The 25,443-nt window shown below is 68.8% G+C and carries 15 protein-coding genes and 3 pseudogenes; 14 read left to right on the forward strand and 4 right to left on the reverse strand.

The features are described from left to right. The first annotated feature begins 1 nt into the window (after position 1). From P7644_RS13170 to P7644_RS13195, 6 genes and pseudogenes are all read left to right on the forward strand, one after another. Positions 2–370, forward strand: a complete 369-nt coding sequence (locus P7644_RS13170) for a GPW/gp25 family protein (protein WP_404299722.1) — start codon at positions 2–4, stop codon at positions 368–370. Then, the gene (locus tag P7644_RS13175) at positions 367–2,850 is read left to right on the forward strand and encodes a putative baseplate assembly protein (protein WP_404299723.1); all 2,484 of its coding nucleotides are present in this window, start codon (positions 367–369) and stop codon (positions 2,848–2,850) included. Before P7644_RS13170 ends, P7644_RS13175 begins: the two co-directional genes overlap by 4 nt. After that, entirely contained in the window at positions 2,847–5,780 is a 2,934-nt protein-coding gene (locus tag P7644_RS13180) for a putative baseplate assembly protein (protein WP_404299724.1), read from the forward strand. Before P7644_RS13175 ends, P7644_RS13180 begins: the two co-directional genes overlap by 4 nt. After that, positions 5,777–8,086: a hypothetical protein gene (locus P7644_RS13185; RefSeq protein WP_404299725.1), complete on the forward strand. Its 2,310-nt coding sequence runs from the start codon at positions 5,777–5,779 to the stop codon at positions 8,084–8,086. The genes P7644_RS13180 and P7644_RS13185 overlap by 4 nt, the downstream gene beginning before the upstream one ends. Positions 8,087–8,101: 15 nt before the next feature. Continuing rightward, the gene (locus P7644_RS13190; RefSeq protein WP_404299726.1) at positions 8,102–11,521 is read left to right on the forward strand and encodes a DUF6519 domain-containing protein; all 3,420 of its coding nucleotides are present in this window, start codon (positions 8,102–8,104) and stop codon (positions 11,519–11,521) included. A gap of 204 nt (positions 11,522–11,725) precedes the next feature. After that, positions 11,726–11,840 (forward strand): annotated as a pseudogene (locus tag P7644_RS13195) (IS5/IS1182 family transposase); the annotation flags it as partial. Between the two features lie 92 nt (positions 11,841–11,932). Here the strand turns inward: P7644_RS13195 and P7644_RS13200 are convergent. Then, complete coding sequence (locus P7644_RS13200) at positions 11,933–12,841, reverse strand: LysR substrate-binding domain-containing protein (RefSeq protein ID WP_404299727.1); 909 nt, start codon at positions 12,839–12,841, stop codon at positions 11,933–11,935. A gap of 132 nt (positions 12,842–12,973) precedes the next feature. Here P7644_RS13200 and P7644_RS13205 point away from each other — a divergent pair, with 132 nt between their 5' ends. The 5 genes from P7644_RS13205 to P7644_RS13225 all read left to right on the forward strand — a co-directional run bounded on the left by P7644_RS13205 (position 12,974) and on the right by P7644_RS13225 (position 18,190). Beyond that, on the forward strand, positions 12,974–13,357 hold the full coding sequence (locus P7644_RS13205) for a VOC family protein (protein ID WP_404299728.1): 384 nt from the start codon (positions 12,974–12,976) through the stop codon (positions 13,355–13,357). Next, complete coding sequence (locus tag P7644_RS13210; protein ID WP_404299729.1) at positions 13,354–14,277, forward strand: NAD(P)-dependent oxidoreductase; 924 nt, start codon at positions 13,354–13,356, stop codon at positions 14,275–14,277. Before P7644_RS13205 ends, P7644_RS13210 begins: the two co-directional genes overlap by 4 nt. Further along, on the forward strand, positions 14,270–15,976 hold the full coding sequence (locus P7644_RS13215; protein ID WP_404299730.1) for an IlvD/Edd family dehydratase: 1,707 nt from the start codon (positions 14,270–14,272) through the stop codon (positions 15,974–15,976). Before P7644_RS13210 ends, P7644_RS13215 begins: the two co-directional genes overlap by 8 nt. Before the next feature lie 22 nt (positions 15,977–15,998). Next, entirely contained in the window at positions 15,999–17,348 is a 1,350-nt protein-coding gene (locus tag P7644_RS13220) for an NAD(P)H-dependent oxidoreductase (RefSeq protein ID WP_404299731.1), read from the forward strand. Positions 17,349–17,434: 86 nt separating this feature from the next. Then, positions 17,435–18,190 carry a Bug family tripartite tricarboxylate transporter substrate binding protein gene (locus P7644_RS13225; protein ID WP_404299732.1) on the forward strand — a complete coding sequence of 252 codons (756 nt, stop codon included), beginning with the start codon at positions 17,435–17,437 and terminating at the stop codon, positions 18,188–18,190. Here the strand turns inward: P7644_RS13225 and P7644_RS13230 are convergent. Beyond that, positions 18,162–19,258, reverse strand: a protein-coding gene (locus P7644_RS13230) for an IS3 family transposase (protein WP_404299148.1) whose coding sequence is annotated in 2 segments (ribosomal slippage) — positions 18,162–19,006 and positions 19,006–19,258 — 1,098 coding nt in all. Because the reading frame shifts where the segments join, the coding sequence is not laid out codon by codon here. The two genes, P7644_RS13225 and P7644_RS13230, sit on opposite strands and share 29 nt — an antisense overlap. Positions 19,259–19,351: 93 nt before the next feature. Here P7644_RS13230 and P7644_RS13235 point away from each other — a divergent pair. The 3 genes and pseudogenes from P7644_RS13235 to P7644_RS13245 all read left to right on the forward strand — a co-directional run. Next, the gene (locus tag P7644_RS13235) at positions 19,352–19,597 is read left to right on the forward strand and encodes a tripartite tricarboxylate transporter substrate-binding protein (RefSeq protein WP_404299733.1); all 246 of its coding nucleotides are present in this window, start codon (positions 19,352–19,354) and stop codon (positions 19,595–19,597) included. Positions 19,598–19,754: 157 nt separating this feature from the next. After that, positions 19,755–20,525: pseudogene (locus P7644_RS13240) on the forward strand (esterase); the annotation flags it as partial. A gap of 93 nt (positions 20,526–20,618) precedes the next feature. Then, a pseudogene (locus P7644_RS13245) lies at positions 20,619–20,712 on the forward strand (LysR family transcriptional regulator); the annotation flags it as partial. A gap of 1 nt (position 20,713) precedes the next feature. Here P7644_RS13245 and P7644_RS13250 read toward each other — a convergent pair. Continuing rightward, complete coding sequence (locus P7644_RS13250; protein WP_404299734.1) at positions 20,714–22,138, reverse strand: efflux transporter outer membrane subunit; 1,425 nt, start codon at positions 22,136–22,138, stop codon at positions 20,714–20,716. A gap of 33 nt (positions 22,139–22,171) precedes the next feature. Further along, a complete protein-coding gene (locus P7644_RS13255; RefSeq protein ID WP_404303199.1) occupies positions 22,172–25,231 on the reverse strand; it encodes an efflux RND transporter permease subunit in 3,060 nt (1,019 codons plus the stop codon). Positions 25,232–25,443 lie beyond the last annotated feature (212 nt).

The following is a 25,443-nucleotide window of genomic DNA, read 5'->3' on the forward strand; positions in this document are numbered from 1 at the left end:
CATGAGCTCTTATGCCGCCTTTCCCTACCGCACCGATGGGCGTGGCCGCACGCATGAGGCCACGCGCGAGGCTTGGCTGCACGGCCTGATCGAGCAGTTGCTGTTCACCGTGCCGGGCGAGCGCGTGAACCGGCCCGATTTCGGCTGCGGCCTGATGCAGCTGGTGTTTGCGCCCAACAGCCCGGAGCTGGCCGTGACCGTGCAGGCACTGGTACAGGCCTCGCTGCAGCAGTGGCTGGGGCATCTGCTGCGTATCGATGAAGTCGCCGCCAGCAGCGAGGACGCCACGCTCAGGGTGAGCGTGCGCTACACCGTGCTCGAGACACAGCAGCCCGGCGAGGCCCAATTCACCAGGCGCCTCGCATCATGAGCACGCAGCAATATCTCTGCCAGAACCCGCGCCGCGTCGCCGCCCTGCGCGCCGCCGCGCAGGAGTTGCCGCCGCGCTGGTTCAATGGCATCGAATACCTGGAGGTCATTCACGGCCAGCCGCGCCTGGTGCTGCACTTCGTGCACGACCTGGCCAAGGCGCCCAGCGCGCCGCTGACAGCCGGCAACGTCGAGGTGCGAGGCGGCCAGCGCGTGCGTGACCCGCGCGTGCTGGAGGTAAGCGTCAGCGGCAAGCAGCTGACGGTGGAGCTCGATGCCAGCGGCGATTTCTCGCGCTACCAGTTGCGCCTGGTGGCTTCGGCCGGTGCGGATCAGCCTCCCGACGGCATAGACCCGGCCCTGGCGCAGATCACGTTCGGCTTCAAGGTCGATTGCCCCAGCGACTTCGACTGCCGCGAGGCCAGCCCCTGCCGGCCCGAGGCCCGGCCAATCCCCGACATCGACTACCTGGTGCGCGACTACCCAAGTTTTCGCCGCCTGGCGCTGGACCGGCTGTCGGTGCTCATGCCCGACTGGCGCGAACGCAACCCGGCGGACCTGCTGGTCACCCTCGGCGAGGCCCTGGCCTGGCGCGCCGACGAGATCGCCTACTTCCAGGACGCGGTGGCCACCGAGGCCTACCTGGGCACGGCGCGCCAGCGCATCTCCGTCAAGCGCCACACCAGGCTGCTGGACTACACGCTGCACGAGGGCCGCAACGCGCGCGCCTGGGTCGCCTTCGAGATAGCCGCCACGGCCGATGGCCGGCAACTGGCCGCCTGCGACGCGGCGACCGGCCTGGACGGCACGCTGCTGCTGACCCAGGCGGCCGGCACCGGCCGGCGCCTGGCCTCGCGCACACAGGCCGGCGAACTGGTTGCGGCCGGCTCCCAGCCGTTCGAGCTGCTGACGCCGCTCACGCTCTACAGCGCGCACAACGACCTGCGCTTCTACACCTGGAGCGACGAGGCCTGCTGCCTGCCGCGCGGCGCCACACGCGCCTTCCTGCGCGACAACATGGCGCGGCGCCTGCGCCTGCGCGCCGGCGACCTGCTGCTGCTGGAGGCCCGAGCCGGCACCAGCAACGGCCTGCCGCAGGACGCCGACCCGCTGCAGCGCCATGTGGTGCGGCTCACCCATGTCGATCCCGAGGCCGATGCCAGCCGCACGCCCGCGCCCACACCGCGGCGCGACCCCGTGACCCGGCAGCCCATCGTGGAGGTGCAATGGGCGGCGGGCGATGCCCTGCCGTTCGACCTGTGCCTATCCAAAGTGATCGGCGGGACGCTGGTGCAGGACATGGCCGGCGCCTGCGCGAATGTGGCGCTGGCAGACCATGGCATGAGCCCGGCCGGCACCCAAAAGCTGCTGCCCGTGCCCGGCGGGCGCGTGCCGCGCCTGCGGCCGGCCAATGAAAGCCCTCGGCCGCTCACGCGCCAGGGCCTGGTACGCGATGCGCACGACCAATGGACGCTGGTCGATGCCGCGGCACCGGCCACGGCAGCCCTGCGGCGCGAGCTGGCCGAGCAGCGCGAGGCCCTGCGGGTCACGAGCGACGGCGACGGCCGCATCTGGACCGTGCAGCGCGACCTGCTGGGCAGCGCTGGCCAGGCGGCCGACTTCGTGGTCGAGACCGAGGCCGACGGCAGCGTGCTGCTGCGCTTTGGCGACGGCATCAATGGGCGCAGCCCGGGCACGCTCGACACCCTGTCCGTGCGCATGCGCGAGGGCAATGGCAGCGCCGGCAACGTCGGGGCCGACGCCATCGCCCATGTGCTGTGCGACTTCGACGGCATCACGCGCGTGCGCAATCCCCTGGCCGCCAGCGGCGGTGCCGAGCCCCTGGCGCTGGCGCGCGCACGCATGGAAGCGCCGCAGGCCTTTCGCCGCCAAGAGCGCGCCGTCACGCCCGAGGACTATGCCGCCATAGCCATGCGCGACGCGCGCGTGCAGCGCGCCGTGGCCACAAGGCGCTGGACGGGCAGCTGGCACACCATCTTCATCACCGTGGACCGGCGTGGCGACGCGGGCGTGGATCCGGACTTCGAGGACAGCATCAGCACCTTCATCGACCGCTTTCGCCTGGCCGGCCATGACGTGGAGATAGACGCACCGGCCTACGTGGCGCTGGACCTCGCGCTGCATGTGTGCGCCAAGCCGGGGTATTTCACCGCCGACGTCGAGCAGCGACTGCTGCAGGTGTTTGGCACGGCACCCGGCGGATTTTTCCACCCCGACCAGTTCAGCTTTGGCGAGCCGGTCTACCTGAGTGCCGTGGTCGCCACAGCCATGGCCGTGCCGGGCGTGGCCTTGGTGCAGCCGCAGCGCTTTCAGCGCCTGGGCCGCGCCGCCGCGGGCGAGATGGCGGCGGGCCGTATCGGCATGGCGCGCCTTGAGATCGCACGGCTGGACAACGACCGCAATGCGCCGCAGAACGGCAAGCTTGCATTCGAGGTACACGCCATGGGAGGCAGGCCATGAACGACGACACCCTGCCCGGCTGCCACTGCTGCGAAGGCCAGCAGCCGCGCCCGGCCATCTACAACGCCCCGGGCCTGCCGGCCCTGGCCTGGCGCATCGACACCCAGCCCGGCTTCAACCAGCGCATGCTGGCCGAACTGCCGCTGTGGCGCGACCCGGCAACCGGCAGCGCCGCGCCGCGCCCGCTGGCGGCGCTGACCACGCGCGAGGCCAGCGACGCCACGCTGGCCCTGGTGGACGCCGCCGCCTGCGTGGCCGACGTGCTGAGCTTCTACCAGGAGCGCATCGCCAACGAAGGCTTTCTGCGCACCGCGACCGAGCGCCGCTCGGTGCTGGAGCTGGCGCGCGCCGTGGGCTACGAGCTGCGCCCCGGCGTGGCCGCGGGCGTACATCTGGTGTTCACCGTGGAGGACGCGCCCGGTGCGCCCGGCGTATGCACCATCGCCGCCGCAAGCCCCATCCAGAGCGTTCCGCCACAGGGCAAGCTGCCCCAGGTGTTCGAGACCACCGATGAGCTGCTGGCGCGCGCCGAATGGAATGCGCTGCGCCCGCGCCTGACCCGGCCGGCCGACATGGCGCTGCTGGACATCAGCGGCGGCGCCAATCCGCTGGTGCTGCGGCTGGTGCTGCTGCTGCCGCAGGGCAGCGTGCCTGCCAACACCGACGGCCTGCACCAGGGCCTCGCCAGCGGCGACCTGTACCGGCTGGATCCGGGCCTGCCGGTGGACGCCACCGTCGATGCGCTGGAGGTGGCCCGCGTGTACCTGGGCGCAGACGCCAACACCATCCAGGCCGGGGAGTTGCTGCTGTTTGTCGGCAAGAACGGCGGCAAGCTGCGCCAGCTGGTGCTGCGCGCCACCGAGGTCAAGGAGGAAAAGGCGCTGCAGCGCGTGCGCATAGCGCTTGAACCCCTGCCCGACCCCGTCCAGCCGGCCGCGCCGCCGCAGTTGCAGTGGTATCTGCCGGTAGGCATGCTGTCTGTCGGCAAGTATGCGCAGGCCCAGGTGGAAAACGTCTCCTTCACCAGCGGCAACATCGCCACCACCTTCGGCGGAAAGGCCTGGCAAGAATCCGAATTGCAGGCCATGCTCGCCATCCAGGGCTGGAGCGGCCAGCAACTGGTGCAGGCCATCAGCGCCAGCCTGCAGCCGCCGGCCCAGCCGGTCGCGCCCGAGGCCGGCGCCTTCAGTTTTGGCGCGCGGCTGGGCTTCTTTGGCCACAACGCGCCGCAGTGGAACTCCCTGCCGGCCAGCAACACCAAGGGCGGCGCAGCCTACTACCCGAAAAACTGGGACGGCACCAACCCTGGCATCTGGACCGACTCGCAGGGAGGCACCATCGCGCCCCACCATGCCTACCTGGAGCGGCCGCTACCCGGACTCGCCCCTGGCGGCTGGATGGTGTTCGACGCACCCGGAGCCAAGGCCAGCACCTATGTCCTGTACGACGCCCGTGAAGCCGCGCGAGCCGACTACGGCCTGTCCGGCCGTGCGATGGGATTGCGCATCGCCGGCAGCGACGGCAAACCACTCGCATCGGCGCCCACGGAGGGCTTCACGTTCCGCGACACCACGGCCCATGTGGCCAGCCGGCGCCAGCCGCTGGTGGAGCTGCCCATAGACGCCCCCGTGGCGGCCGGCAGCCAGCACGTGGAGCTCTCCGCCATGGTGCTGGGCCTGGCGCGCGGCAGGCCGCTGGCCTTCGTCGGCCCGCGCAGCGACATTCCCGGCGTGGATGCGGCCGAGATTGTGCTGCTCGACGACGTGGTGCACGCCAACGGCCGCAGCACGCTGGTGCTCAAGGGCAACAAGGGCCTGCAATTCAGCTATCTGCGTGAGGGCCTGCGCATCCATGCCAACGTGGTCGCCGCCACGCATGGCGAAAGCGTGCAGGAGGTGCTGGGCAGCGGCGACGCGTCCCGGCCCTTCCAGCAGTTCACGCTGCGCCGCCCGCCCACCACCCATCTGTCGGCCGCGAACAGCAGCGGCGCGCAGAGCACGCTGGCGCTGCGCGTCAACGGCCTGCTGTGGAACGAGCGCCCCTCGCTGTATGGCGCCGGGCCCGACGAGCATGTGTTTGCCACGCGCATAGACAACGAGGCGCGCATGACCCTACTGTTTGGTGACGGCCGCCAGGGCGCGCGCCTGCCCACCGGGCAGTTGAACCTGCGCGCCAGCTACCGCACCGGCATGGGTGCAGACGGCGAGGTGGCGGCAGGCAGCCTGACCATGCCGCGTGCCATGCCCCTGGGCCTGCGCGGCGTGAGCAACCCGCTGCCGGCCGGCGGCGCCCAGGACCCGGAGAAGCTGGAGGACGCGCGCCGCAACGCACCGCTGACGCTGCTGACCTTCGAGCGCGTGGTCTCCCTGTCCGACTACCAGGACTTTGCCCGGGCCTTTCCCGGCATAGGCAAGGCGCGCGCCGACCTGGTCAGCGTGGCTGGTGCCCCGCGCGTACTGGTTTCGGTGCTCGGCGCGACCGGCGGCGCGCCGGGTGCCGAGCTGCTCGACAACCTGCGCCAGGCGATCACCGACCAGTCCGACCCTTCGCAGCACTTTGCGCTTGCCGCCGCCGCGCTGCGCCACTTCCGCTGCACAGCCGCCCTGGTGATAGACCCGCAGTACACGGCCGATGCCGTGCTGGCCGACGGCAGCACGCGGCTGCTGCAGGCCTATGGCTTTGAGGCGCGCGACCTGGCGCAGCCGGTCACCGCCGCGGCCGTGCTGGCCCTGCTGCAACAGGTGCCGGGCGTGGTGGCGGTGCAGCTGACGGTACTGCAGCCCTACGGCGCGGCCACGGGCGGCGATACCGCCCAGCAGGTGCTGCCGGCCTTCGGCGCGCGATGGGACGCGGCCACAGGCGCCATGCAGCCGGCCGAGCTGCTGCTGCTCAACCCCGCCGCAGTGCAACTGCTGGAGGCCAAGCCATGAGCCTGCTCACCCCCGAACGGCTGTACCAGCTGCTACCCGCCATCCACCGCCTGCGCGATGCCGAGCAGGGCCAGCCGCTGCGCGCGCTGCTGGCGGTGATCGAAGAGGAACTCACGGCGCTCGAGGCCGACACCGCGCGCCTGTATGACAACTGGTTCATCGAGACCTGCGACGAATGGACCGTGCCCTATATCGGCGACCTGGTGGGCGCACGGCCGATCCGGCCCGTGCCCTCGGCCGGCGTCAGCATGCGCGGCTGGGTCGCCAACACCCTGGCCTACCGGCGCCGCAAGGGCACGGCCCTGGTGCTGGAGCAGCTGGCGCGCGACGTGACCGGCTGGCCGGCAGTGGCCGTGGAGTACTTCCAGCGCCTGGCAACCACGCAGCACATGAACCATGTGCGCCGCGCGCCGCAAGCCACGGCCGGCGTGCGCGACGCGGCAGGCGCCGAGCTGGCCCAGGCGTATGGCAGTGCCTTCGATGCCTTCGCGCACACCCTGGAGGTGCGCAACGCCGACCCGCGCGGCGGGCGTTTCAACATCTCCAATGTAGGCATCTTCCTGTGGCGCCTGCGCGCGCAGCCGCTGGGCCAGGGCGCGCCCGGCGAAGCGGACGCCGATTTCTTCAGCGCCCGCGACAGCGGCGCGGGCTTCTGGCACATGCACCCGGCCGGGGTGGATGCACCGCTGTTCAATATTCCGCGCACCGAATCGGGCGGCGCCGTGACCCAGGCCGCGCGCGAGCAGCATGTGAGCGCCCCCCTGCGCGCACTGGCCCTGCATGCCGAGCTGGAACGGCTGCGCGCCGGCAGCGCGCAGCCCGCGCCCGTGTTCATGACCCAGGCCGCCCCGGTGCTGCGCGTGTTCGCCCGGCTCGCGGGCGAGACACTGCCGGTGGAGGTGGCGCGCGAGGGCCTGTGGATCTGCGAGATTCCCGACGCCGTGGAACAGGCCCTCCCCACGCCGCGCGTGGCGGCCCTGGATGTGCGGCGCGGGCGCATTGCCTTTGCGGCCGGGCTCAACGTGCAACAGGTCTGGCTGCAGGCCGCGCATGGCAGCGTGGCCGACATCGGCGGCGGCCCCTACGACCGCGGCGACGCGCTGCGTGCAGCAAGCCGCAGCCTGTCCCAGGGCCAGGCGACCGAGGACGATGCGGGTGGTTTCTTCGACCCCACGGTCTGGCAGGCGGGCGTCACCCACCTGCTGCCGCTGGGCGGCACGGGCCAGCTGTTTGCCACGCTGCGCGACGCCGTCGCGGCCTGGAACGCACAGCCAGCCGGCCGCACCGGTGTGATCGTGCTCATGGACAGCCTGAGCGAGACCGACGCCGCGCCGCTCTCCATCCACATCGCCGAGGGCTCGCGGCTGATGATCGTCGCCGGCCAATGGCCGCTCGTGCCCATTCCTGGCGCGCTGCCGGGCACCGTGGGGCGCCTGCCGGGCCGCTTCGAGGCGCGCGACGTGCGCGCGCACTGGCACGGCAAGCTGCAGGTGCTCGGCACGGCGGCGGCGGGCTCCAGCAACCCTGGCGCCCTGTTCCTCAACGGCCTGCTGCTGCAGGGGCCGCTGCAAATCTCCGGCCCGCTGGGCCAGGTGGAGCTGGCGCACTGCAGCGTGCTGCCCGGCGGCAGCCACATCACGGTGGCGGGCGACAGCCCACGCCTGGCGCTGCGCGTGCTGGCCAGCCTCTGCGCGCCCATCGCGGTCGCGGGCCCGGTCACCAGCGTGAGCGTGGCGGACAGCATCATCGGCCTGCTGGACGACGGCGCGCCGCCCGCGCCGGCGCTGCATGCCTCCCAGGCCGCGCTGGACCTGCAGCGCGCGAGCTTCTTCGGCAGCGTGCATGGCCTCACGCTCGCGGCCAGCGACTGCATCTTCGACGCCCCGGTCACGGCCGAGCGGCGCCAGACGGGCTGCGTGCGCTTTTGCTACGTGCCGCCGGCATCCGCCGTGCCGCGCCGCTACCGCTGCCAGCCGCAATTGGAGATCGACACCCGCATCGCAGCCCTGCGCACGGCGGCGCTTGCCGCCGGCCTGCCGGCGCCGACCGGCGCCCAGGAGGCGGCCTTGCGCGCCGAGGCCGAGGCCACGCTGCGCCCGCTGTTCAGCGCGCGCCGTTATGGCGACCCAGCGCTGGGCCAGCTCGATGAGCGCTGCGCCGTGCAGATCCGCACCGGTGCCGAGAGCGGCGCCGAGATGGGCGCCTACGAGCAACTACGCCAGCCCCAGCGCGAGGCCAACCTGCGCGACGCGCTCGCCGAATACCTGCGCCTGGGCCTGAGCGCCGGGCTGCATTACGCCAATTGACGAGGAGGCACCAACATGCAAGGCGATCTCTCCCGCGAAACCTTCGACCCACGCCAGCACTACACCGCCGTGCGACTGCAGCAGGGCCGCGTGCTCACCGATGCGGACTTCAACGAGCAGGGCGACATCACGCGCCGGCGCCACGAACAGCTGGCCCGGGATGTGATAGGCGCCAGCGGCGCCCCCGCCGAGGGCGCCGGCTTTGCGCTCTCGGGCGGCATGGCCGCGCTGGCCGTGCACGCCCAGGACGCCAGCAGCATCTGGATCGCCGGCGAGGACGGCGTGCTGCTGGTCAGCGGCAACGGCGGCGCCAGCTGGACCGTGGCCCACACCGGCAGCACGCGCCACCTGCGCGCCCTGGCCCGCGCGAGCGCCAGTGGCTGGGCCGTGGGCGACGGCGGCACCCTGCTGCGCACCAGCAACGCCGGCAGCACCTGGACGGCGCAGGCCGGCGGCACGCTGCAGACCCTGCGCGGCGCCGCCGCGACCGACGCCCAGCATGCCTGGGCCGTGGGAGATGGCGGCCTGGCCCTGCGCACCGTGGACGGTGGCGGCACCTGGACGCAGCACGCCACCGGCGTGGCGCGCCTGTATGCCGTGGCCTTCACCAGCGCCCAGAACGGACTGGCCGTGGGCCGGGGCGGCGCCATCGTGCGCAGCACCGATGGCGGCCAGAGCTGGGCCAAGGTCGACAGCGGCACCACGGCCACCCTGCGCGCCGTGGTCTTGAATGGCGCCCAGGCCCTGGCCGCGGGCGACGGCGGCACGCTGCTCACGAGCAGCGATGGCGGCGCCACCTGGAGCACGGCAAACAGTGGCAGCACGGCCCGGCTGCGCGCGCTGCGCATGCGCGACGCCAACACCGGCTGGGCCGCCGGCGACGGCGGCACCCTGCTGGTCACGAGCAACGGTGGCGCGAGCTGGACGGCGCAGCCCGTGGCCGGCGGCCCGCAGCTGGCCGGCCTGTCCGTGGCGGGCACGGCCGACGCCTGGGCCGTGGGCGGCGGCCAGGCCTGGCGCGTGGCGGCCGCAGGCGCCGGCGCCCCGGCTGCCCTGCCCGCGGCCAGCCTGCTGGTCAGCGCCGGCGGCTACTACGTGCAGGGCCAGCATTGCGTGTGGGAGCAGGCCGCATCGCTGGCCAACCAGCCCGATGGCGGCGTGGCCCTGCGCCTGGCGCCGGGCCAGCACCTGATCTACCTGCGCGCCTGGCAGCGCCACATCGGCGCGCTGGAAGACCCCGCCATCCGCGAGACCGCCCTGGGCGGAGCGGACACGGCCACGCGCTCGCGCCAGATCGCCCAGGTGCGCGCCCTGGCACTGCCGCCCTCGCCCAACAACACGCCCTGGCATTGCAACGCCCAGGTGGCGCTCTGGAGCCAGCTGACGGCGCCCCCCGGCGCGCGCCTGGCCGCGCGCGCCGAGCCCGAGCTGGCCGCCACGGGCGTGTGCGAGCTGGCCGCCAGCGCCGGCTATCGCCGGCTGGAAAACCAGCTCTACCGCGTGGAGATCCACAGCGTGGACGCCGGCACGGGGGCCGCCACCTTCAAGTGGTCGCGCGAGAACGCCTGCGTGGCCTACGCCGTGCAGTCCGTGAGCATCGACACCGTGGCCAACCGCACCACCGTGCGCGTGGCCGCGCGCGGGCGCGACGCCAACCTGGACCTGGCGCCGCACGACCGCGTGGAGCTGCTGGACGACATGGCCGCGCTGCAGCAGCGCGCGGGCCAGTTGTTCGAGTACCTGAACGACGGCGACGACGCCCTGGAGCTGGTGCTGGCCGGCCTGCCCACGGGCAGCCTAGGGCAGGACGGCAGCCTGCACCCGCTGCTGCGGCGCTGGGAGCAGCGGCCCACTGCCGCCGGCCAGAACGCGCTGGACCTGGTGGAAGACAGCTGGATCACGCTGGAAGACGGCGTGCAGGTGCGCTTTGCCCCCGGCGGCAGCTACCGCGTGGGCGACTACTGGCAGATACCGGCACGCACCGCCACGGCCGATGTCGAATGGCCACGGGACGAAGACGGCGCGCCGCTGCCCTGCCCGCCCGCCGGCGTGGGCGACGGCTGGGCGCGCCTGGGCCTGGTGACGGTGGACGCCGCCGGCCTCATCAGCGCCATCACCGACTGCCGCGAATGGTTCCCGCCGCTGACCCAGCTCACGCAGCTGCTGTACGTGGGCGGCGACGGCCAGCAGGCCGCGCCCGGCGCCGCGCTGGCCGAGCCACTGCGCCTGCGCGTGGCGCGCGGCGCGCTGCCCGTAAAGGGGGCGCACGTGCGCTTCACGGTGGAGGCCGGCGGCGGCGCGCTCAGCCCGGCCGAGGTCAGCACCGATGCCGCAGGCCTGGCCCAATGCGCCTGGCAGCTGGGCAGCGCGGCGCAGCAGCGCGTGCGCGCCAACCTGCTCACCAGCGGCGGCGACCCGCTGGCGCAGCAGACCCTGGTGTTCTCGGCTACGGCCCAGGCCCCGGTGCAGCAGGGTGGCGGCTGCTGCGTCACCATCGGCAAGGGCGGCGACTTTGAACAGCTGGACAGCGATCTGCTGCAGAAACTGCTCAAGGAACGCGGCCAGCTGTGCCTCTGCTTTCTGCCCGGCAGCCATGAGCTGAAAGGCCTGGGCGTGAATCAGGTCGATCCCGCATCCAGGCTGTCGCTGCACGGCTGCGGACCCACGGCCACCATTGCCGTGCATGGGCCGCTGGCGCTGGGCGGGTTTGCCGCGCTGGAGTTGCACGACCTGCACCTGGCCATGGATCCCGGCACCGCGCTGCAGCTGACGGGCAACAGGGAGCTGGGCCTGCATGGGCTGCGCATCGTTGGCAAGCAGGACCTGCCCCAACCCTGGATCGTGGTGGACGGTGCGGGCGAGTTGCGCATGCACCAATGCGAAGTGGCCGCCGCGGCGCCGGCCTCGGTGGTGGTACAGAGCGTTACCGGCCTGTGCGAGGTCATGCACAGCCAGATCGCTGGCGACCTGGCGTTCTACGGCATGCCCGACCCCGACCCGGCGAGCGCCAACCAGGCCGCCGCGGCCCTGGTGAACGCGCTGGTGAACGGCGACTTCCAGGTGCCGGCCGGCCGCGGCCAGCTGGTGCTGGGGCATAACCGGCTGCGGCGCCTGAATCTGGGCGTGGAACTGCTCAAGCTGCTGACCGCCCGGAAATTCGACGGTCTGTTCCACACCGTGGTGCTGCAGGGCAACAGCTTCAGCGCCGCCCCCAGCCTGTGCGCCGGCGTGCTCATCGGCGTCAACGGCAACCATTTCACGGCCGCCCAGACGCCGGACAACCTCCATGGCGTGATGGTGGGGCGGCGCGCCGCCGCCAGCGGCAACGTGAGCGACCTGCTGAATGACAAGATGACACTGCAATTCCTCCTCGTCAACCGGTCCCAGTTCCGCGGCGCAGCGAATATCGTGAACACCTTTCCGCCATCGAATTGACGGGAATATTGATAAGAAATAAGGCTACAGCGCCCATCCATCAATCGTGAAAAGCTATGGTTTTTACTAGTCTGAAGTTCCCCTGCCCCGTCGTCACCCATACACTCGCAAGTCGTTAGTCTTACTGTGTCATAAAAGTAGTTTTTTGCTTGCTCGTCCGCAACAAGGACCATCGACCTGTCATCGAACAAGGATTGATTGAGCATGCTCGGAGTAAACGGGTACAACGAATCGCTGTTTACCACCGTCAGGCTTGAGAACTTCGTGCTGGCTGACCACTCGCTGCGCCCGATCCGGCGGTGGATCAACGATGCCCTGGCCAAGATGGATGCCCGCTTCTCGGCGATGTACGAGGCCGGCGTCAAGGATGAGCGCCTGCGGCAGCGGTTGTCTCAAGTCGTTCACTGAACATCACGCCCGCGTCAGGTGTTCGACAAGGAGTGCTGCCGAGGTCGAGAGCGTGCGGTTCGCACTTGTTGCTATCAGAAGTTCACGCCTTGCCCAGGCATCTCGCAACCGTATCGCCTTGAGCCCCCACGGCTTCAGTTTGCGTGCACAGGTACCCAAGGGCAGCACACCGACCCCCAAGTTGGCCGCGATCATTTCGCACATGGCGTCGAAGCTGCGCACCTGCACGCGAAGTCGCAGCGGAAAGCCAGCCTCTTGCGCCGCCGTGGCGATAGCATTCAACAGCGAACTTCCCCGGTTCAGCCCCACGAAGTCATGGGTAAGGCAATTCTTGAAATCAATCTCGTCGTGCTCGGCCAGGGGATGAGACTGTGCGCACAGCACGACGAGCTGATCGGTTTGGTAGGGCCTCACATTCAACCCATGGGCGGGCGCTCCGGCGACGAAGATGCCGACATCGGCCACACCTTCAACCACCGCACGCACGATATCGCCTGTCAGTTGCTCTTCGACCTCTACCCGCGTTTCTGGATAGCGTTTTAGAAAGCCGGCCAGCGCGGTCGGCAGGAACTCCACCAACGCAGACATATTGGCCCACAGACGCACGTGGCCACGGGAGCCGCTGGAGTATTCGCTCAGCTCATTGCTGAACAGTTCGAACCCCTGGAACAGTCGCATGGCGTGCTGAAGCGCCACGTGCCCCGCCGGCGTGAGGCGAACACCCTGCGCCGTGCGTTCCATCAGCATGGCCTTCGAAGCGGCCTCGAAGTCCGACATTCGCCTGCTGGCTGCCGAAAGAGCTAGATGGCAGCGTTCCGCCCCCTTGGTAATGCTGCCTGTCTGCGCGACGGCACAAAACAATCGCAGCGTCACGAAGTCGATGCGGGCGGGATTGATAAGGTCGGTTGCCATTGGGTTGTATCTCCTTTTATCCATCCTTCGCATTATGCGAAGGATGGATGTGAAATTTGGATTTCTCATTGGAAATGTTGCTACTTAATATGCAAGCATTCTCAAAACGGCAATTCAACCCATGGAGGACTCATGATTCACCATCTGGATCATCTGGTGCTGACCACCACCGACGAGCAAGCTTGCGTCGATTTCTACGTCGGCCTGCTGGGCATGACGCTGGAGACCTTCGGCCAGGGCCGCAAGGCGTTCAAGTTCGGCGAGCAGAAGATCAATCTGCACGTGAAGGGCAGCGAGTTCGAGCCCAAGGCGCACCTGCCGGTGCCGGGCGCGCTGGATTTGTGCTTCATCGCGGCACGGCCGCTGGATGAGGTCATTGCGCACCTGCGCGAGCGCGGCGCGCAAATCATCGAAGGGCCGGTGCGGCGCACGGGGGCCAACTGGCCGCTGCGCTCCATCTATCTGCGCGATCCGGACCTGAACCTGATCGAAATCTCTGAAAGGGCCGACGCATGAACGCGCCCCTTTCGCCAACCAAAGTAGGTTTCATCGGCCTGGGCCAGATGGGCAAGCCCATGGCGCTGCGCTTGGTGCAAGAGGGCACCGACCTGTGGGTGACCTCCAAGATCCAGAACGCCTACCCCGCCTTGCGCGCGCAGGGTGCCACCGCGGTGGAGACGCCCGCCGAATTGGCAAATGCGCAAATCATCTTCCTGAGCCTGCCCGGCGTGGCAGTGATCCGCGACGTGCTGTTCGGCCCCGAAGGGCTGGCGCAGCGGCTGCGGCCCGGCACCATCGTGGTGGACACCAGCACGGTGGAGCATGGCGCAACGCTGGAATTCCATCAACGGCTGTCCCAGCTCGGTATCGACTTTCTCGATGCGCCCGTGTCCGGAATGCAGTCCCGCGCCGAGGCGGGCACGCTAACCATCATGTGCGGCGGCGAGCGGCGCGTGTTCGACGCCGTGCACCCCTGGCTGGAGCGCATGGGCAACAACGTGCTGTTCATGGGGCCTGCGGGCAGCGGGCAGCTCACCAAGCTGGTCAACCAGCTGCTGTTCGACATCCACTGTGCAGCGCTGGCAGAAATCCTGCCCATGTCGCGCCGCATGGGGCTGGACCCGGCCCAGGTGGCCTCGGTCATCAATAGCGGCACGGGGCGCAGCTATGCCTCGGAATTCTTCCTGCCGCGCATTCTGGAGCGCAACTTCGGCGACGGCTACCCGCTGCAGGCGGCCTACAAGGATCTGGTGAGCGCGGCCGAACTGGGCGCGCGCCACTGCGTGCCCATGCCAGTGCTGGCCGCCGCCACGGCCACCTACCAGATGAGCCTGCTGGCGGGCCACGGGGCCAAGGACAAGGGCGCGATGGTCGCCTTCTACGAAGACCTTCTGAACGTCACCTTCCAAGCAGATACGGGAGCAAACCATGGCTGAACACGGCACCAAACCCCTCGGCCTGGACAATGGCCTGACCAACTACGGCGACCGCGACTTCGCGCGCTACCTGCGCCGCTCCATGGCGCATTCCATGGGCATCTCGGGCGAGCTGCTGTCGCGCCCGGTGATCGGCATTGCCGCGTCGCCCAGCGACTTCAACAACTGCCACCGCTACATGCCGCAACTGGTGGAGGCGGTCTCGCGCGGCATTCTGGCGGCAGGCGGCCTGCCGCGCGCCTTTCCCACCGTGTCGCTGGGCGAGGTGTTTTTGAACCCGACCAGCATGGTCTACCGCAACCTCATGTCCATGGACGTGGAGGAAATGGTGCGCGCCCAGCCCATGGACGCGGTGGTGCTGATCGGCGGCTGCGACAAGACCGTGCCGGCGCAACTGATGGGCGCAGCCTCGGCTGGACGGCCTGCCATTCAATTGGTGACCGGCCCCATGTCCACCGGACGCCACAAGGGCGAACGCCTGGGCGCATGCACCGACTGCCGGCGCTTCTGGGGAAAGTTCCGTGCGGGCGAGATCGATCAGTGCGAGATCCAGACCGTCGAGACCCGTCTCGCGACCACCGCCGGTACCTGCGCCGTCATGGGCACGGCCAGCACCATGGCCTGCCTGACCGAAGCGCTCGGCATCGCCTTGCCGGGCACTGCGGCCATTCCGGCTGTGGACTCGCAGCGCCTGGTGGCCGCCGAGGAAACCGGCAAGGCCGCCGTGCGCCTGGCGCACCAGCCCATACTGCCCGCACAGATCATCACCGGGCAGTCGGTAGAAAATGCCTTCCGCGTGCTGATGGCGCTGGGCGGCTCCACCAACGCCATCATCCACCTGACGGCGGTGGCCGGGCGGCTGGGCATCCGCGTCAGCCCCGAGCGGCTGAACCAGATCTCCGACGAAACGCCGGTGCTGGTGGACCTCAAGCCCGTGGGCGAGGGCTACATGGAAGACTTCCACGCCGCGGGCGGCATGGGCGCGGTGCTGCGCGAACTGCGCCCGCTGCTGCACCTGGATTGCCTGACCATCGACGGCCGCACGCTGCGCGAGCGCCTGGATGAACCCCAAGGCTGGGTAGACCGCAAGGTCATCCGCAGCTTTAATGCCCCCGTCTCCCCTGTGGGCGGGCTGATTGCGCTGCACGGCAGCCTGGCACCCCAAGGGGCCATCTTCAAGCGCGCCGCCGCCACGCCGGCCCTGTTCGAGACCGAGGGCCGAGCCGTGGTGTTTGAAGACCTGGAAGACCTGTCCGCCCGCATCGACGACCCCGATCTGGACGTGAACGCCAACGACGTGCTGGTGCTGAAAAACGCCGGGCCGCTGGCCGCCGGTATGCCCGAGGCGGGCTACCTGCCCATCCCCGCCAAGCTGGCGCGCGCCGGGGTCAAGGACATGGTGCGCATCTCCGACGCGCGCATGAGCGGCACGGCCTACGGAACCATCGTGCTGCACGTTGCGCCCGAGGCGGCCGCGGGCGGGCCTCTGGCCGCCGTGCACAACGGCGACCGCATCCGCCTGTCGGTGGCGAACAAGAGCATCGACCTGCTGGTGCCCCCTGAAGAAATCGCGCGCCGTCTGGCCACCGTGAAGCCCCCGCCGCCCAAACAAGGCGGCTACCAGGGCCTGTACCAGCGCACCGTCACCCAGGCCCCCGAAGGCTGTGACCTCGACTTCCTGGCCCAACCACGCACCTGATTTTTGACCGAGACATATCACCATGAACTTCCACCTCCAACTCCTGCAACGCGCCGAACAAGGCAAGCCCCTGCGCGTCGGCCTGATCGGCGCGGGCAAATTCGGCTCCATGTACCTGGCCCAGGTGCCGCGCACGCCGGGCGTGCATCTGGCGGCGATTGCCGACCTCTCGCCCGCCAACGCCCATGCTGCCCTGGCCCGCGTGCATTGGGAGCCCGAGCGCGCCCAGGCCGCATCCATTGATGAGGCCCTGCGCAGCGGCACCACCCACGTGGGCGACGACTGGCAAGTGCTGGTGGCGCACCCGGGCATCGACATCGTCATCGAATGCACCGGCAACCCGATTGCCGCCGTGGACCACTGCCTGGGGGCCTTCGGCCACGGCAAGCACGTCATCAACGTGACCGTGGAGGCCGACGCCTTCTGCGGTCCGCTGCTGGCCCACCGCGCGCGGCAGGCGGGCGTGGTGTATTCGCTGGCCTATGGCGACCAGCCCGGCCTGGCGTGCGAGTTGGTGGACTGGGCGCGCACCTGCGGCTTCCCCATCGTGGCGGCGGGGCGCGGCCACAAGTGGCTGCCGCAGTTCCGCGAATCCACGCCCGACACGGTGTGGGACCACTGGGGCGTGACCGCTGAGCAGGCGCGCATCGGCGGCATGAACCCCAAGATGTTCAACGCCTTCCTGGACGGCTCCAAGCCGGCCATCGAAAGCACGGCCATCGCCAATGCCACCGGCTTACTGGCGCCTGACGAGGGCTTGAGCTTCGCACCCGCGTCAGTGGAGCATATTCCGACCGTGATGCGTCTGCGTGCCGATGGTGGTGTGTTGTCGAAGAAGGGTGTGGTCGACGTCGTCTCCTCGCTCAAGACCGACGGTAGTTCAGTGGGCTATGACATCCGCAAGGGTGTTTGGGTGTGCGTGGAAGCGCCCAATGAGTACATTCGCCGTTGCTTCAAGGAGTACCAGGTGTTTACTGACCCGAACGGCCAGTGCATGGTGCAGTACAAGAAGTGGCACCTGATCGGGCTGGAGCTGGGCATTTCCGTGGCTAGCGTGGGCCTGCGCGGCGAACCCACCGGCGTGGCGCGGCACTTCAATGCCGACGTGGTGGCTACGGCCAAGCGCGATCTGAAGCCGGGCGAACTGCTCGACGGAGAGGGCGGCTACACGGTCTTCGGCAAAATCTCCTCGGCGCGCGAGTCCCTGCGCCGCGGCTGCCTGCCGCTGGGTCTGGCGCACCACCTCAAGCTGCGCCGGCCTGTCGCCAAGGACCAGTCCCTGACTTGGGACGACATCGAGATCGACCGCAATCTCTCGGCCTTCAAGCTGCGGCAGGAGATGGAGTCGCTGTTCGCACAGTCGGCCGCCTGAAGCCTGCATCTGTTACCCAATCACTTTCCCCGCAATCTGACAGGGCGGTGGATTGCCGCTGCCCGCCAACACTCAAGGAGACAAGCATGAAAAGAAACGGTATGGCCGCTCTAGCGGCGCTCTGCATCTCGGGCGTTGCGTCTGTGGCATGCGCGGCAGATGCCTATCCCAACCGCCCGATTACGATCGTCGTTCCCAGCGCACCAGCCGGGTCGACAGACATCGTGGCGCGGCTGATTGGTGAGCAACTCGCCAAGAATCTTGGCCAGCCAGTGGTCGTGGAAAACAAGCCGGGTGCCAGCGGTAACATCGGGACTGAGGCGGTGGCGCGTGCCAAGCCGGATGGCTACACCTTGCTGCTTCAATACTCGGGCTACCACGTCGGCAATCCGGCACTGTTTCCTCAGGCACGCTGGAAGCCTTCGGACTTCAGTTCAGTGGCCCTGGTCATGCGCGCGCCTCACATCGTGGCCGTGTCCGGCAAGGTTCCGGCACGTAACCTTAGCGAACTCATCGCTTATGCCAAGAAGGATGAGCGTGGCTTGTTCTACGCTTCCTCCGGTAATGGCTCCATCCAGCATATCGCTGGGGCGCTTTTCGGCAAGCAGGCGGGGGTGTCGATGACACATGTCCCCTACAAGGGGGCCGGCCCCGTTATCGCCGACTTGATCAGCGGACAGGTGGATCTGTTTGTGACTACTCCGCCATCGATCATTGGCCAGGTGCGCTCAGGAAACCTGAAGGCTTTGGCCTATGCAGGCCCAAAACGGCATCCTTCCCTACCGGTGAAGTCCCCTCGAATTCCTGAGCCAGTCAGAAGTAGAGGTTGGGGAACAGTTTGACACGGTACTCGACCGGGGGGATTCGGCCTAGGGATTCATGTGGTCGGTAGTGGTTGTAACGGCGCAGCCAGTCGGCCGTCATGTCGCGCACTTCCTGCAGTGACTCGAACACGTAGCAGTCCAGCACCTCGGTGCGGTAGGTCTTGTTGAATCGTTCCACATAGGCGTTCTGCGTGGGCTTTCCAGGCTGGATGTGGTTGAGGGCAATGCCCTTGGACTGCGCCCATTTCGCCAGCGCATCGGCGATGAACTCGGGCCCGTTGTCCAGGCGAATCGACAGCGGCGCACCTCGGACTTCCACCAACTCGTTCAAGGCGCGGATGACCCGCGCAGCGGGCAGGCTCGTATCGACCTCGATGCGCAGCCCTTCGCGGTTGAACTCGTCGATGACATTGAAGGTTCTGAAGCGCCGGCCAGACCACAAGGCATCGGACATGAAGTCGCAGCTCCAGCCCTGATTGGGCTGGCCCGCAGCCACTAAAGGCTGTTTGATGCGCGACGGCAGTCGTTTCTTGCCCCGCCGGGGCAGGTTCAGCTTCAGCTCGCAATACACGCGCCACAGCACCGTCTTGCCCCAGGGTTTGCCTTGGTGGCGGGCACTGTCGTACAGCAGCCCGAACCCGTGACGCGGATTGAGCGCCATGTAGGTCTGGATGAAGGTGATGACCCCGGAGTCGTCGCGTGGCACAGGCCGGTAGCGCAGCGTGGAGCGGGCAATACCGCTGGCGGCACAGGCCCGGCGCTGGCTCATGCCATGTTCGGTCATGAGGCTTTGAACGACCATCTCGCGACGCTCCGGGGTCAGAGCTTTCGGTCAACGACATCCTTGAGCACGTGGTGCATCAGCGCCAGGTCGGCGTACATGCGCTTGAGCTTGGCGTTCTCTTCCTGCAGCTCGCGCAACTGGGCCAGGTGTGAGACCGTCATGCCCGAGAACTGACTCTTCCACTTGTAGTAGGTCGGTTCGCTGATGCCGTGCTTCCTGCACGTCTCGCCGACCTTGGCGCCCATCTCGACCTCCTTGAGGAGGCCGACTATCTGGGTTTCACTGAATCTGGATTTCTTCATGTAGAGACTCCGGCTGGGGGAATTCTCTACTTCCGGGTGGTTCAGGTTTTCGAGGGGACTTCACCGGAAGTACCGACTGCCGCCGAGACAGGCATGCCCAACTATATGGTGGAGTCCTGGTTCGCGGTGTTCGCACCTTCCGGAACGCCGCAGGATGTTGTCGAGAAGCTGACTGCTGCAGTCGCGAGGATTGTTGATAGCGATGCCTACCGGAAAAAGATCGAAGAGCAGGGCGCGTTTGCTATCTACATGAACCCACAGGCTCTGGACAAGTTCGTCGCCAAGGAGCTCGCCGAATGGAGACAGGTCATTCAAGACAACGGCATCAAGGCGGAATGACTCGTCGGGGAAAAGTTACCTACAGAGTCAGCTAGAAAATTTGGATGGTATTCGCACAGCGTATCGATGCCCCACTTTACGAACAGCAGGTCTGAGTCAGTGTGATTAAGAGTGCCAACATCAAGGCCGAGAAACGAAAACATATCAGGAGACTGACATGCACAAACAAATGATGATCGCCGTCGTGACAGCCAGCGCGGTGGGACTTTTAGGGTGCGTCAGCGGATCCATGACACCGGTGGCGGTGGCCGAGATCGGCAGCTTTCACACCGGCGGGCGCTCGGTCGTGCTGAGCGGAATGCCGAAGAAGGATGTGCGCTTCACACCCACCTCACCGCCCACGCTGCTCGATCCGAACGGCGAGTTCGAAGTCGATCAGATGTACACGCAGTACGTCAAGCTCGCCCCACAGTCCCGGCGCGCGCACTATCCGATGCTGATGTGGCACGGCGGCGGCCTGACGGGCGTTACCTGGGAGACCAAGCCCGACGGGCAGCCGGGCTGGCAGACGTACTTCGTCGCCGCCGGCCACGATGTCTACGTCTCCGACGCGGTGGAGCGCGGCCGCGCCTCGTGGGCGCGCTATCCGGAAATCTTCAAGAGCGAGCCGGTGTTCCGCACCAAGAAGGAGGGGTGAGAGCTGTTCCGCATCGGCCCAGCCGACAGCTACGACAGCGCCGCCAGCCGGCGCGCCTATCCCGACACGTAGTTTCCCATCGCCTCGTTCGACCAGTTCATGAAGCAGGGCGTTCCGCGCTGGGTCACCAACGACGAGCCCACCCTGCGTGCCTACGACGCGTTGGTGAACAAGGTCTGCCCCTGCGTCATTACCGTGCACAGCCAGGGCAGCACCTTCGCGTACACGCTGGCCAACCGGTATCCGGACAAGATCAAGGCGGTTGTCGGCGTCGAGCCTTCCGGCGCGCTCATCGAACATTTCGGCAGGTGTTCTGTATCCCAGAGTTTTGCGTGAGCGTTGATTGAGTTGCCTTGCAATGGCGTCCAGGCTGTCTTGTGAGTAGAAGAACTCCACTTTGGCCGTGCCGCAGACAAAGCTGCATATCGATCAGTCCCCCTTGTCGCGCACCATCAAGGAGTTGGATGAGGAACTCGGGACTAGCCCTCGGTGTACGCCCAACGCCCCGCCACGTTCTTCAGAAGCGTGTTCACCGCCGTCAGGCGGCGGTTTTGCACGTCGATCAGGCTGCGCCGGGCGGCGAGCACCGTGGCCTGGGCCGAGAGCACGTTGAGATAGCCCACGGTGCCGGCCTGGTACTGGTTGGTGACGATCTGAAGCGCCCTTTGCGCGGCGGCGACGGCCTCGGACTGCAGCTGCTGCTCCTGCGCCAGCGCCGTGGCGGCCACGAGGTTGTCCTCCACCTCCTGCAGCGCCGTGATCACGCTCTGGCGGTAGCCGGCCGAGGCCAGGTCCAGCGCGGCGCGGGCCGACTCCACGGCGGCGCCGCGCGCGCCGCCATCGAACAGCGACAACGCCAGCGCCGGGCCCAGCGACCAGAACAGATGCGGCGCGCTCACCAGGTCGCGCAGCTGCGCCCCGCGGTAGCCGGCAGCGGCCGACAGGGTGAGCGCCGGGAAGTACGCGGCCTGGGCCACGCCCACCTGGGCATTGGCCGCGGCCACGCGCAGCTGCGCGGCGGCGATGTCGGGGCGCTGCTGCAGCAGCTGCGCGGGCAGTTCGGCCGGCACCGCGGGCGGCGCGGGCAGTGCGCCCGTGGCCTGCAGATCAAACGCGCCGGGCGCCAGGCCCAGCAGCGCCGCCAGCGCGTGCTCCAGCTGGGCGCGGCTGGTGGCCGCTTCGAGCAGCTGCGCCTGCGTGCTCTTGTACTGCGCCTCGGCCTGGGCCACGTCGGCGGGCGAGGCGACGCCCGCGCGCTCGCGGTTGCGCGTGAGCTGCCAGCTTTGCTCGTAGGCGTTCAGGGTGTCCTGCAGCAGCAGCCCCTGAGCCTCGGCGGCGCGCAGCGCGAAGTAGGTCTGCGCCAGCAGCGCCTGCAGCGACAGGCGGGCCGCCGCCAGGTCGGCGCTGCTGGCCTGGGCGCTGGCCACGCTGGCATCCACCGCGCCCGACAGGCGGCCCCACAGGTCCAGCTCCCAGCTGGCATTCAGGCCCAGGGTGTAGCTGCTGGCGGCCGCCCCGCCGCCCGTGCCGGTGCCGGCCGCGCCGCGTGCGCGGGTGGCGCCGCCGCTGGCCCCCAGCGCGGGCAGCAGGCCGGCGCGGCTGCCGGCCACCGCGGCCTGGGCGGCGCGCAGCCGCGCCACGGCCTGGGCGATGCCGGGGTTGCCCAGGCGCTCATCGGCGGCCTGCTGCTGCAGGCGGTCGAGCTCGGGGTCGCCAAACAGCCGCCACCACTGCTGGGGCAGCGCCGCGTCCTGCGGCTGGGCCGGGCGCCAGATGCCGGCAGCCTGGGCCGCGGGCGTGGCGCGCTTGAACTGCGCGGGCGGCGCTATGGCGGGGCGCTGGTAGGGCGGCTGCGCGGCGCAGCCGGCCAGCATGGCCAGGGCCGCCAACCCGAAAAATTTCATATTTAATAGCTGCATGCGCTTGTCCTGTAAGCGTTAGAGCCCTATTTCACTAAAAACCGCCGGTCTGCTCTTGCGCAGTGCCTGCAGGCGCCGGCGCAGGCGTTCCAGCAGCAGGTAGACCACGGGCGTGGTGTAGAGCGTGAGCAACTGGCTCACCAGCAGGCCCCCGACGATGGCAATGCCCAGCGGCTGGCGCAGCTCGGCGCCTATGCCGCGGCCCAGGGCCAGCGGCAGCGCGCCGAAGATGGCGGCCAGCGTCGTCATCAGGATGGGGCGCAGGCGCAGGTGGCAGGCGCGGTAGATGGCCTGCACGGGCGTGGCGCGGCCGCTTTTCTGGCGCTCCAGCGCAAAGTCGATCATCAGGATGGCGTTCTTCTTCACGATGCCGATGAGCAGCATCACGCCGATGAGCGCGATCAGCGAGAACTCGGTCTTGAACAGCATCAGCGCCAGCAGCGCCCCCACCCCGGCCGAGGGCAGCGTGGACAGAATGGTGATGGGGTGCACCAGGTCCTCGTAGAGCACCCCCAGCACCAGGTAGATGGTGAGTATGGCCGCCAGTATCAGCAGCGGCTGGCCCGCCAGCGTCTGCTGGAAGGCCCCGGCCGTGCCGCTGAAACTGCCACGCACCGACACCGGCACCCCCAGGCCGGCCACCGCGCCGCGTATGGCGTCGTTGGCCTGCGACAGCGATACGCCCGGCGCCAGGCTGTAGCTGATGGTGCTGGCGGGTGTGCCGCCCTGGTGATTCACGGCCAGCGGCGTGCTGGTGCTGCTGATGCGCGCAAACGCCGTCAGCGGCACCTGCTGACCTGCACGGTTGACGAAGAAGAAGCCGCGCAGCGTCTCCGGGCTTTGCAGGTAGCGCGGCGCGGCCTCCATGACCACGCGGTACTGGTTCAGCGGGTTGAAGATCACGCCCACCTGGCGCTGGCCGAAGGCGTTGTTCAGCGTGGCGTCGATCTGCGCCACCGTCAGGCCCAGGCGCGTGGCGGCGTCGCGGTCGATCTCCAGCGTGGTTTGCAGGCCGTAGTCCTGCACATCGCTGTTCACGTCCTCCAGCTCGGGCAGGGTCGACAGCACCTGGCGGATGCGCGGCTCCCAGGCGCGTAGGTCCTGGATGTCGTCGGCCTGCAGCGTGTAGTCGTAGGAGGCGCTGCTTTGGCGCCCACCTATGCGTATGTCCTTTTGCGTCATCATGAACAGGCGCGCACCGGGCTCGTTCCTGAGCTTGTCGCGCAGCCGGGCGATGACCGCGTCCGACGACACCTTGCGCTCGGACAAGGGCTTGAGCGTCATGAACATGCTGGCCGCGTTGCGCTGGCCGCCGCCGGTGAAGCCGGTGACGTATTCCACGGCCGGGTCCTCCTGCACGATGGCCAGGAAGCGCTTCAGGCGCTGCTCCATGGCCTGGTAGGACGTGGCCTGGTCGGCGCGTATGAAGCCCAGCACTCGGCCCGTGTCCTGGTCGGGCATGAAGCCCTTGTCGATGCTCACGTACAGTTGCACGTTCAGGGCCACCACGCCGGCGAGCGCCAGCAGCACCAGCGGCTGGTGGCGCAGGCACCAGGCCAGGCTGCGGCGGTAGCGGCGCTGGGCGGCCGCACCCAGGCGCGCAAGCCGCGTGCGCCAGGGTCCCGGCTGCGCCTGCGCCCGGGGCGGGCGCAGCAGCGCCGCGCACATCATGGGGGTGGTGGTGAGCGAAACCACCATGGACACCAGGATGGCCGAGGACATGACGACCGCGAACTCGCGAAAGAACCGCCCCACGATGCCGCCCATGAACAAAATCGGCACGAACACCGCGATCAGCGACAGGCTCATGGAGACCACGGTGAAGCCGATCTCGCGCGCGCCGTCCAGCGCCGCCTGCAGCGCGCTCTTGCCGCGCTCCATGTGGCGCATGACGTTCTCCAGCACCACGATGGCGTCGTCCACCACGAAGCCGGTGGCCACCGTCAGGGCCATGAGCGAGAGGTTGTCCAGCGTATAGCCCGCCAGGTACATCACGCCGAAGGTGCCCGCCAGCGACGCCGGCACGGCCACGGCCGGGATCAGCGTGGCGCGCAGGCGGCGCAGGAACAGGAACACCACCAGGATCACCAGGGCCACGGCGATGAGCAGCGCGCGCTGCACCTCCTGCACCGAGGCGCGCAGCGTGGGCGTGCGGTCGGAGACGATCGTGATGTCGATGGCCGCCGGAATCGACGCCTGCAGCTGCGGCAGCAGCGCGCGCACGCGCTGCACCGCGTCCAGGATATTGGCGCCCGGCTGCTTGTAGATCTGCAGCAGGATGGCCGGCTTGCCGTTGGCCACGCCGTAGTTGCGCACGTCCTGCACCGAATCCGTCACCCGGGCCACGTCCGACAGGCGCACGGCGCTGCCGGCGCGCCAGGCCAGCACCAGCGGCGCATAGTCGGCCGCCACGCGCGCCTGGTCGTTGGTCGCCACCTGCCAGTAATGCTGGCCGCGCTCCAGCGCGCCCAGCGGGCGGTTGGCATTGGTGCTGGTGATGGCGCCGCGCACCTGCTCCAGCGAGATGCCGTGGGACGCCAGCCTGGCGGGATCGAGCTCCACGCGCACCGCGGGCAGCGCGCCGCCGCTGATTGCCGCCTGCCCCACGCCCTCGACCTGCGAGAGCTTTTGCGCCAGCACGGTGGAGGCCGCGTCGTACATCTGCCCGCGCGTGAGGCTGCCCGAGGTGAGCGCCAGGATCATGATGGGCGCGTCCGCCGGGTTCACCTTGCGGTAGGTGGGGTTGCTGGGCATGCCGGTGGGCAGCAGCGTGCGCGCGGCGTTGATGGCGGCCTGCACGTCATGCGCGGCGCTGTCCACGGTGCGCGACAGGTCGAACTGCAGCGTGATGCGCGTGTTGCCCAGGCTGGAGCTGGAGGTGATCTCGTTCACCCCGGCGATCGCGCCCAGCGCCCGCTCCAGCGGCGTGGCCACCGTGGCGGCCATGGTGTCGGGACTGGCGCCAGGCAGGCTGGCGCTGACGGAGATGGTGGGGTAATCCACCTGCGGCAGCGGGGCCACGGGCAACAGGAAGTACGACACCGCCCCGGCCAGCACCAGGCCCAGGGTGAGCAGCATGGTGGCGATGGGGCGGTGGATGAAGAGGGCGGAGGGGTTCACGCTTGCTCCCCTTGCCTGTTATCCGTTTTATGCCCCGGCTGCGTGCTTCCATGTCGCTGGCCGGGATATGCGCCCGGCGGCGCACTCACTTTCTTTTGCTTCGCCAAAAGAAAGTAAGCAAAGAAAAGGCGCGCCTGCGCCATGCGAGGCCGAGCGCAGCGATGGCCCGT

Origin of the sequence: Alicycliphilus denitrificans (genome assembly GCF_044792555.1) — a bacterium.
Lineage (GTDB): Bacteria > Pseudomonadota > Gammaproteobacteria > Burkholderiales > Burkholderiaceae_C > Alicycliphilus > Alicycliphilus denitrificans_A.

Coding starts and splice junctions, on each gene's coding strand:
- P7644_RS13250 (WP_404299734.1), bottom strand. CDS start 22,138: ATGAAATTTTTCGGGTTGGCGGCCCTGGCCATGCTGGCCGGCTGCGCC.
- P7644_RS13210 (WP_404299729.1), top strand. CDS start 13,354: ATGAACGCGCCCCTTTCGCCAACCAAAGTAGGTTTCATCGGCCTGGGC.
- P7644_RS13175 (WP_404299723.1), top strand. CDS start 367: ATGAGCACGCAGCAATATCTCTGCCAGAACCCGCGCCGCGTCGCCGCC.
- P7644_RS13235 (WP_404299733.1), top strand. CDS start 19,352: ATGCCCAACTATATGGTGGAGTCCTGGTTCGCGGTGTTCGCACCTTCC.
- P7644_RS13255 (WP_404303199.1), bottom strand. CDS start 25,231: ATGCTGCTCACCCTGGGCCTGGTGCTGGCCGGGGCGGTGTCGTACTTC.
- P7644_RS13170 (WP_404299722.1), top strand. CDS start 2: ATGAGCTCTTATGCCGCCTTTCCCTACCGCACCGATGGGCGTGGCCGC.
- P7644_RS13180 (WP_404299724.1), top strand. CDS start 2,847: ATGAACGACGACACCCTGCCCGGCTGCCACTGCTGCGAAGGCCAGCAG.
- P7644_RS13200 (WP_404299727.1), bottom strand. CDS start 12,841: ATGGCAACCGACCTTATCAATCCCGCCCGCATCGACTTCGTGACGCTG.
- P7644_RS13215 (WP_404299730.1), top strand. CDS start 14,270: ATGGCTGAACACGGCACCAAACCCCTCGGCCTGGACAATGGCCTGACC.
- P7644_RS13225 (WP_404299732.1), top strand. CDS start 17,435: ATGAAAAGAAACGGTATGGCCGCTCTAGCGGCGCTCTGCATCTCGGGC.
- P7644_RS13220 (WP_404299731.1), top strand. CDS start 15,999: ATGAACTTCCACCTCCAACTCCTGCAACGCGCCGAACAAGGCAAGCCC.
- P7644_RS13185 (WP_404299725.1), top strand. CDS start 5,777: ATGAGCCTGCTCACCCCCGAACGGCTGTACCAGCTGCTACCCGCCATC.
- P7644_RS13205 (WP_404299728.1), top strand. CDS start 12,974: ATGATTCACCATCTGGATCATCTGGTGCTGACCACCACCGACGAGCAA.
- P7644_RS13190 (WP_404299726.1), top strand. CDS start 8,102: ATGCAAGGCGATCTCTCCCGCGAAACCTTCGACCCACGCCAGCACTAC.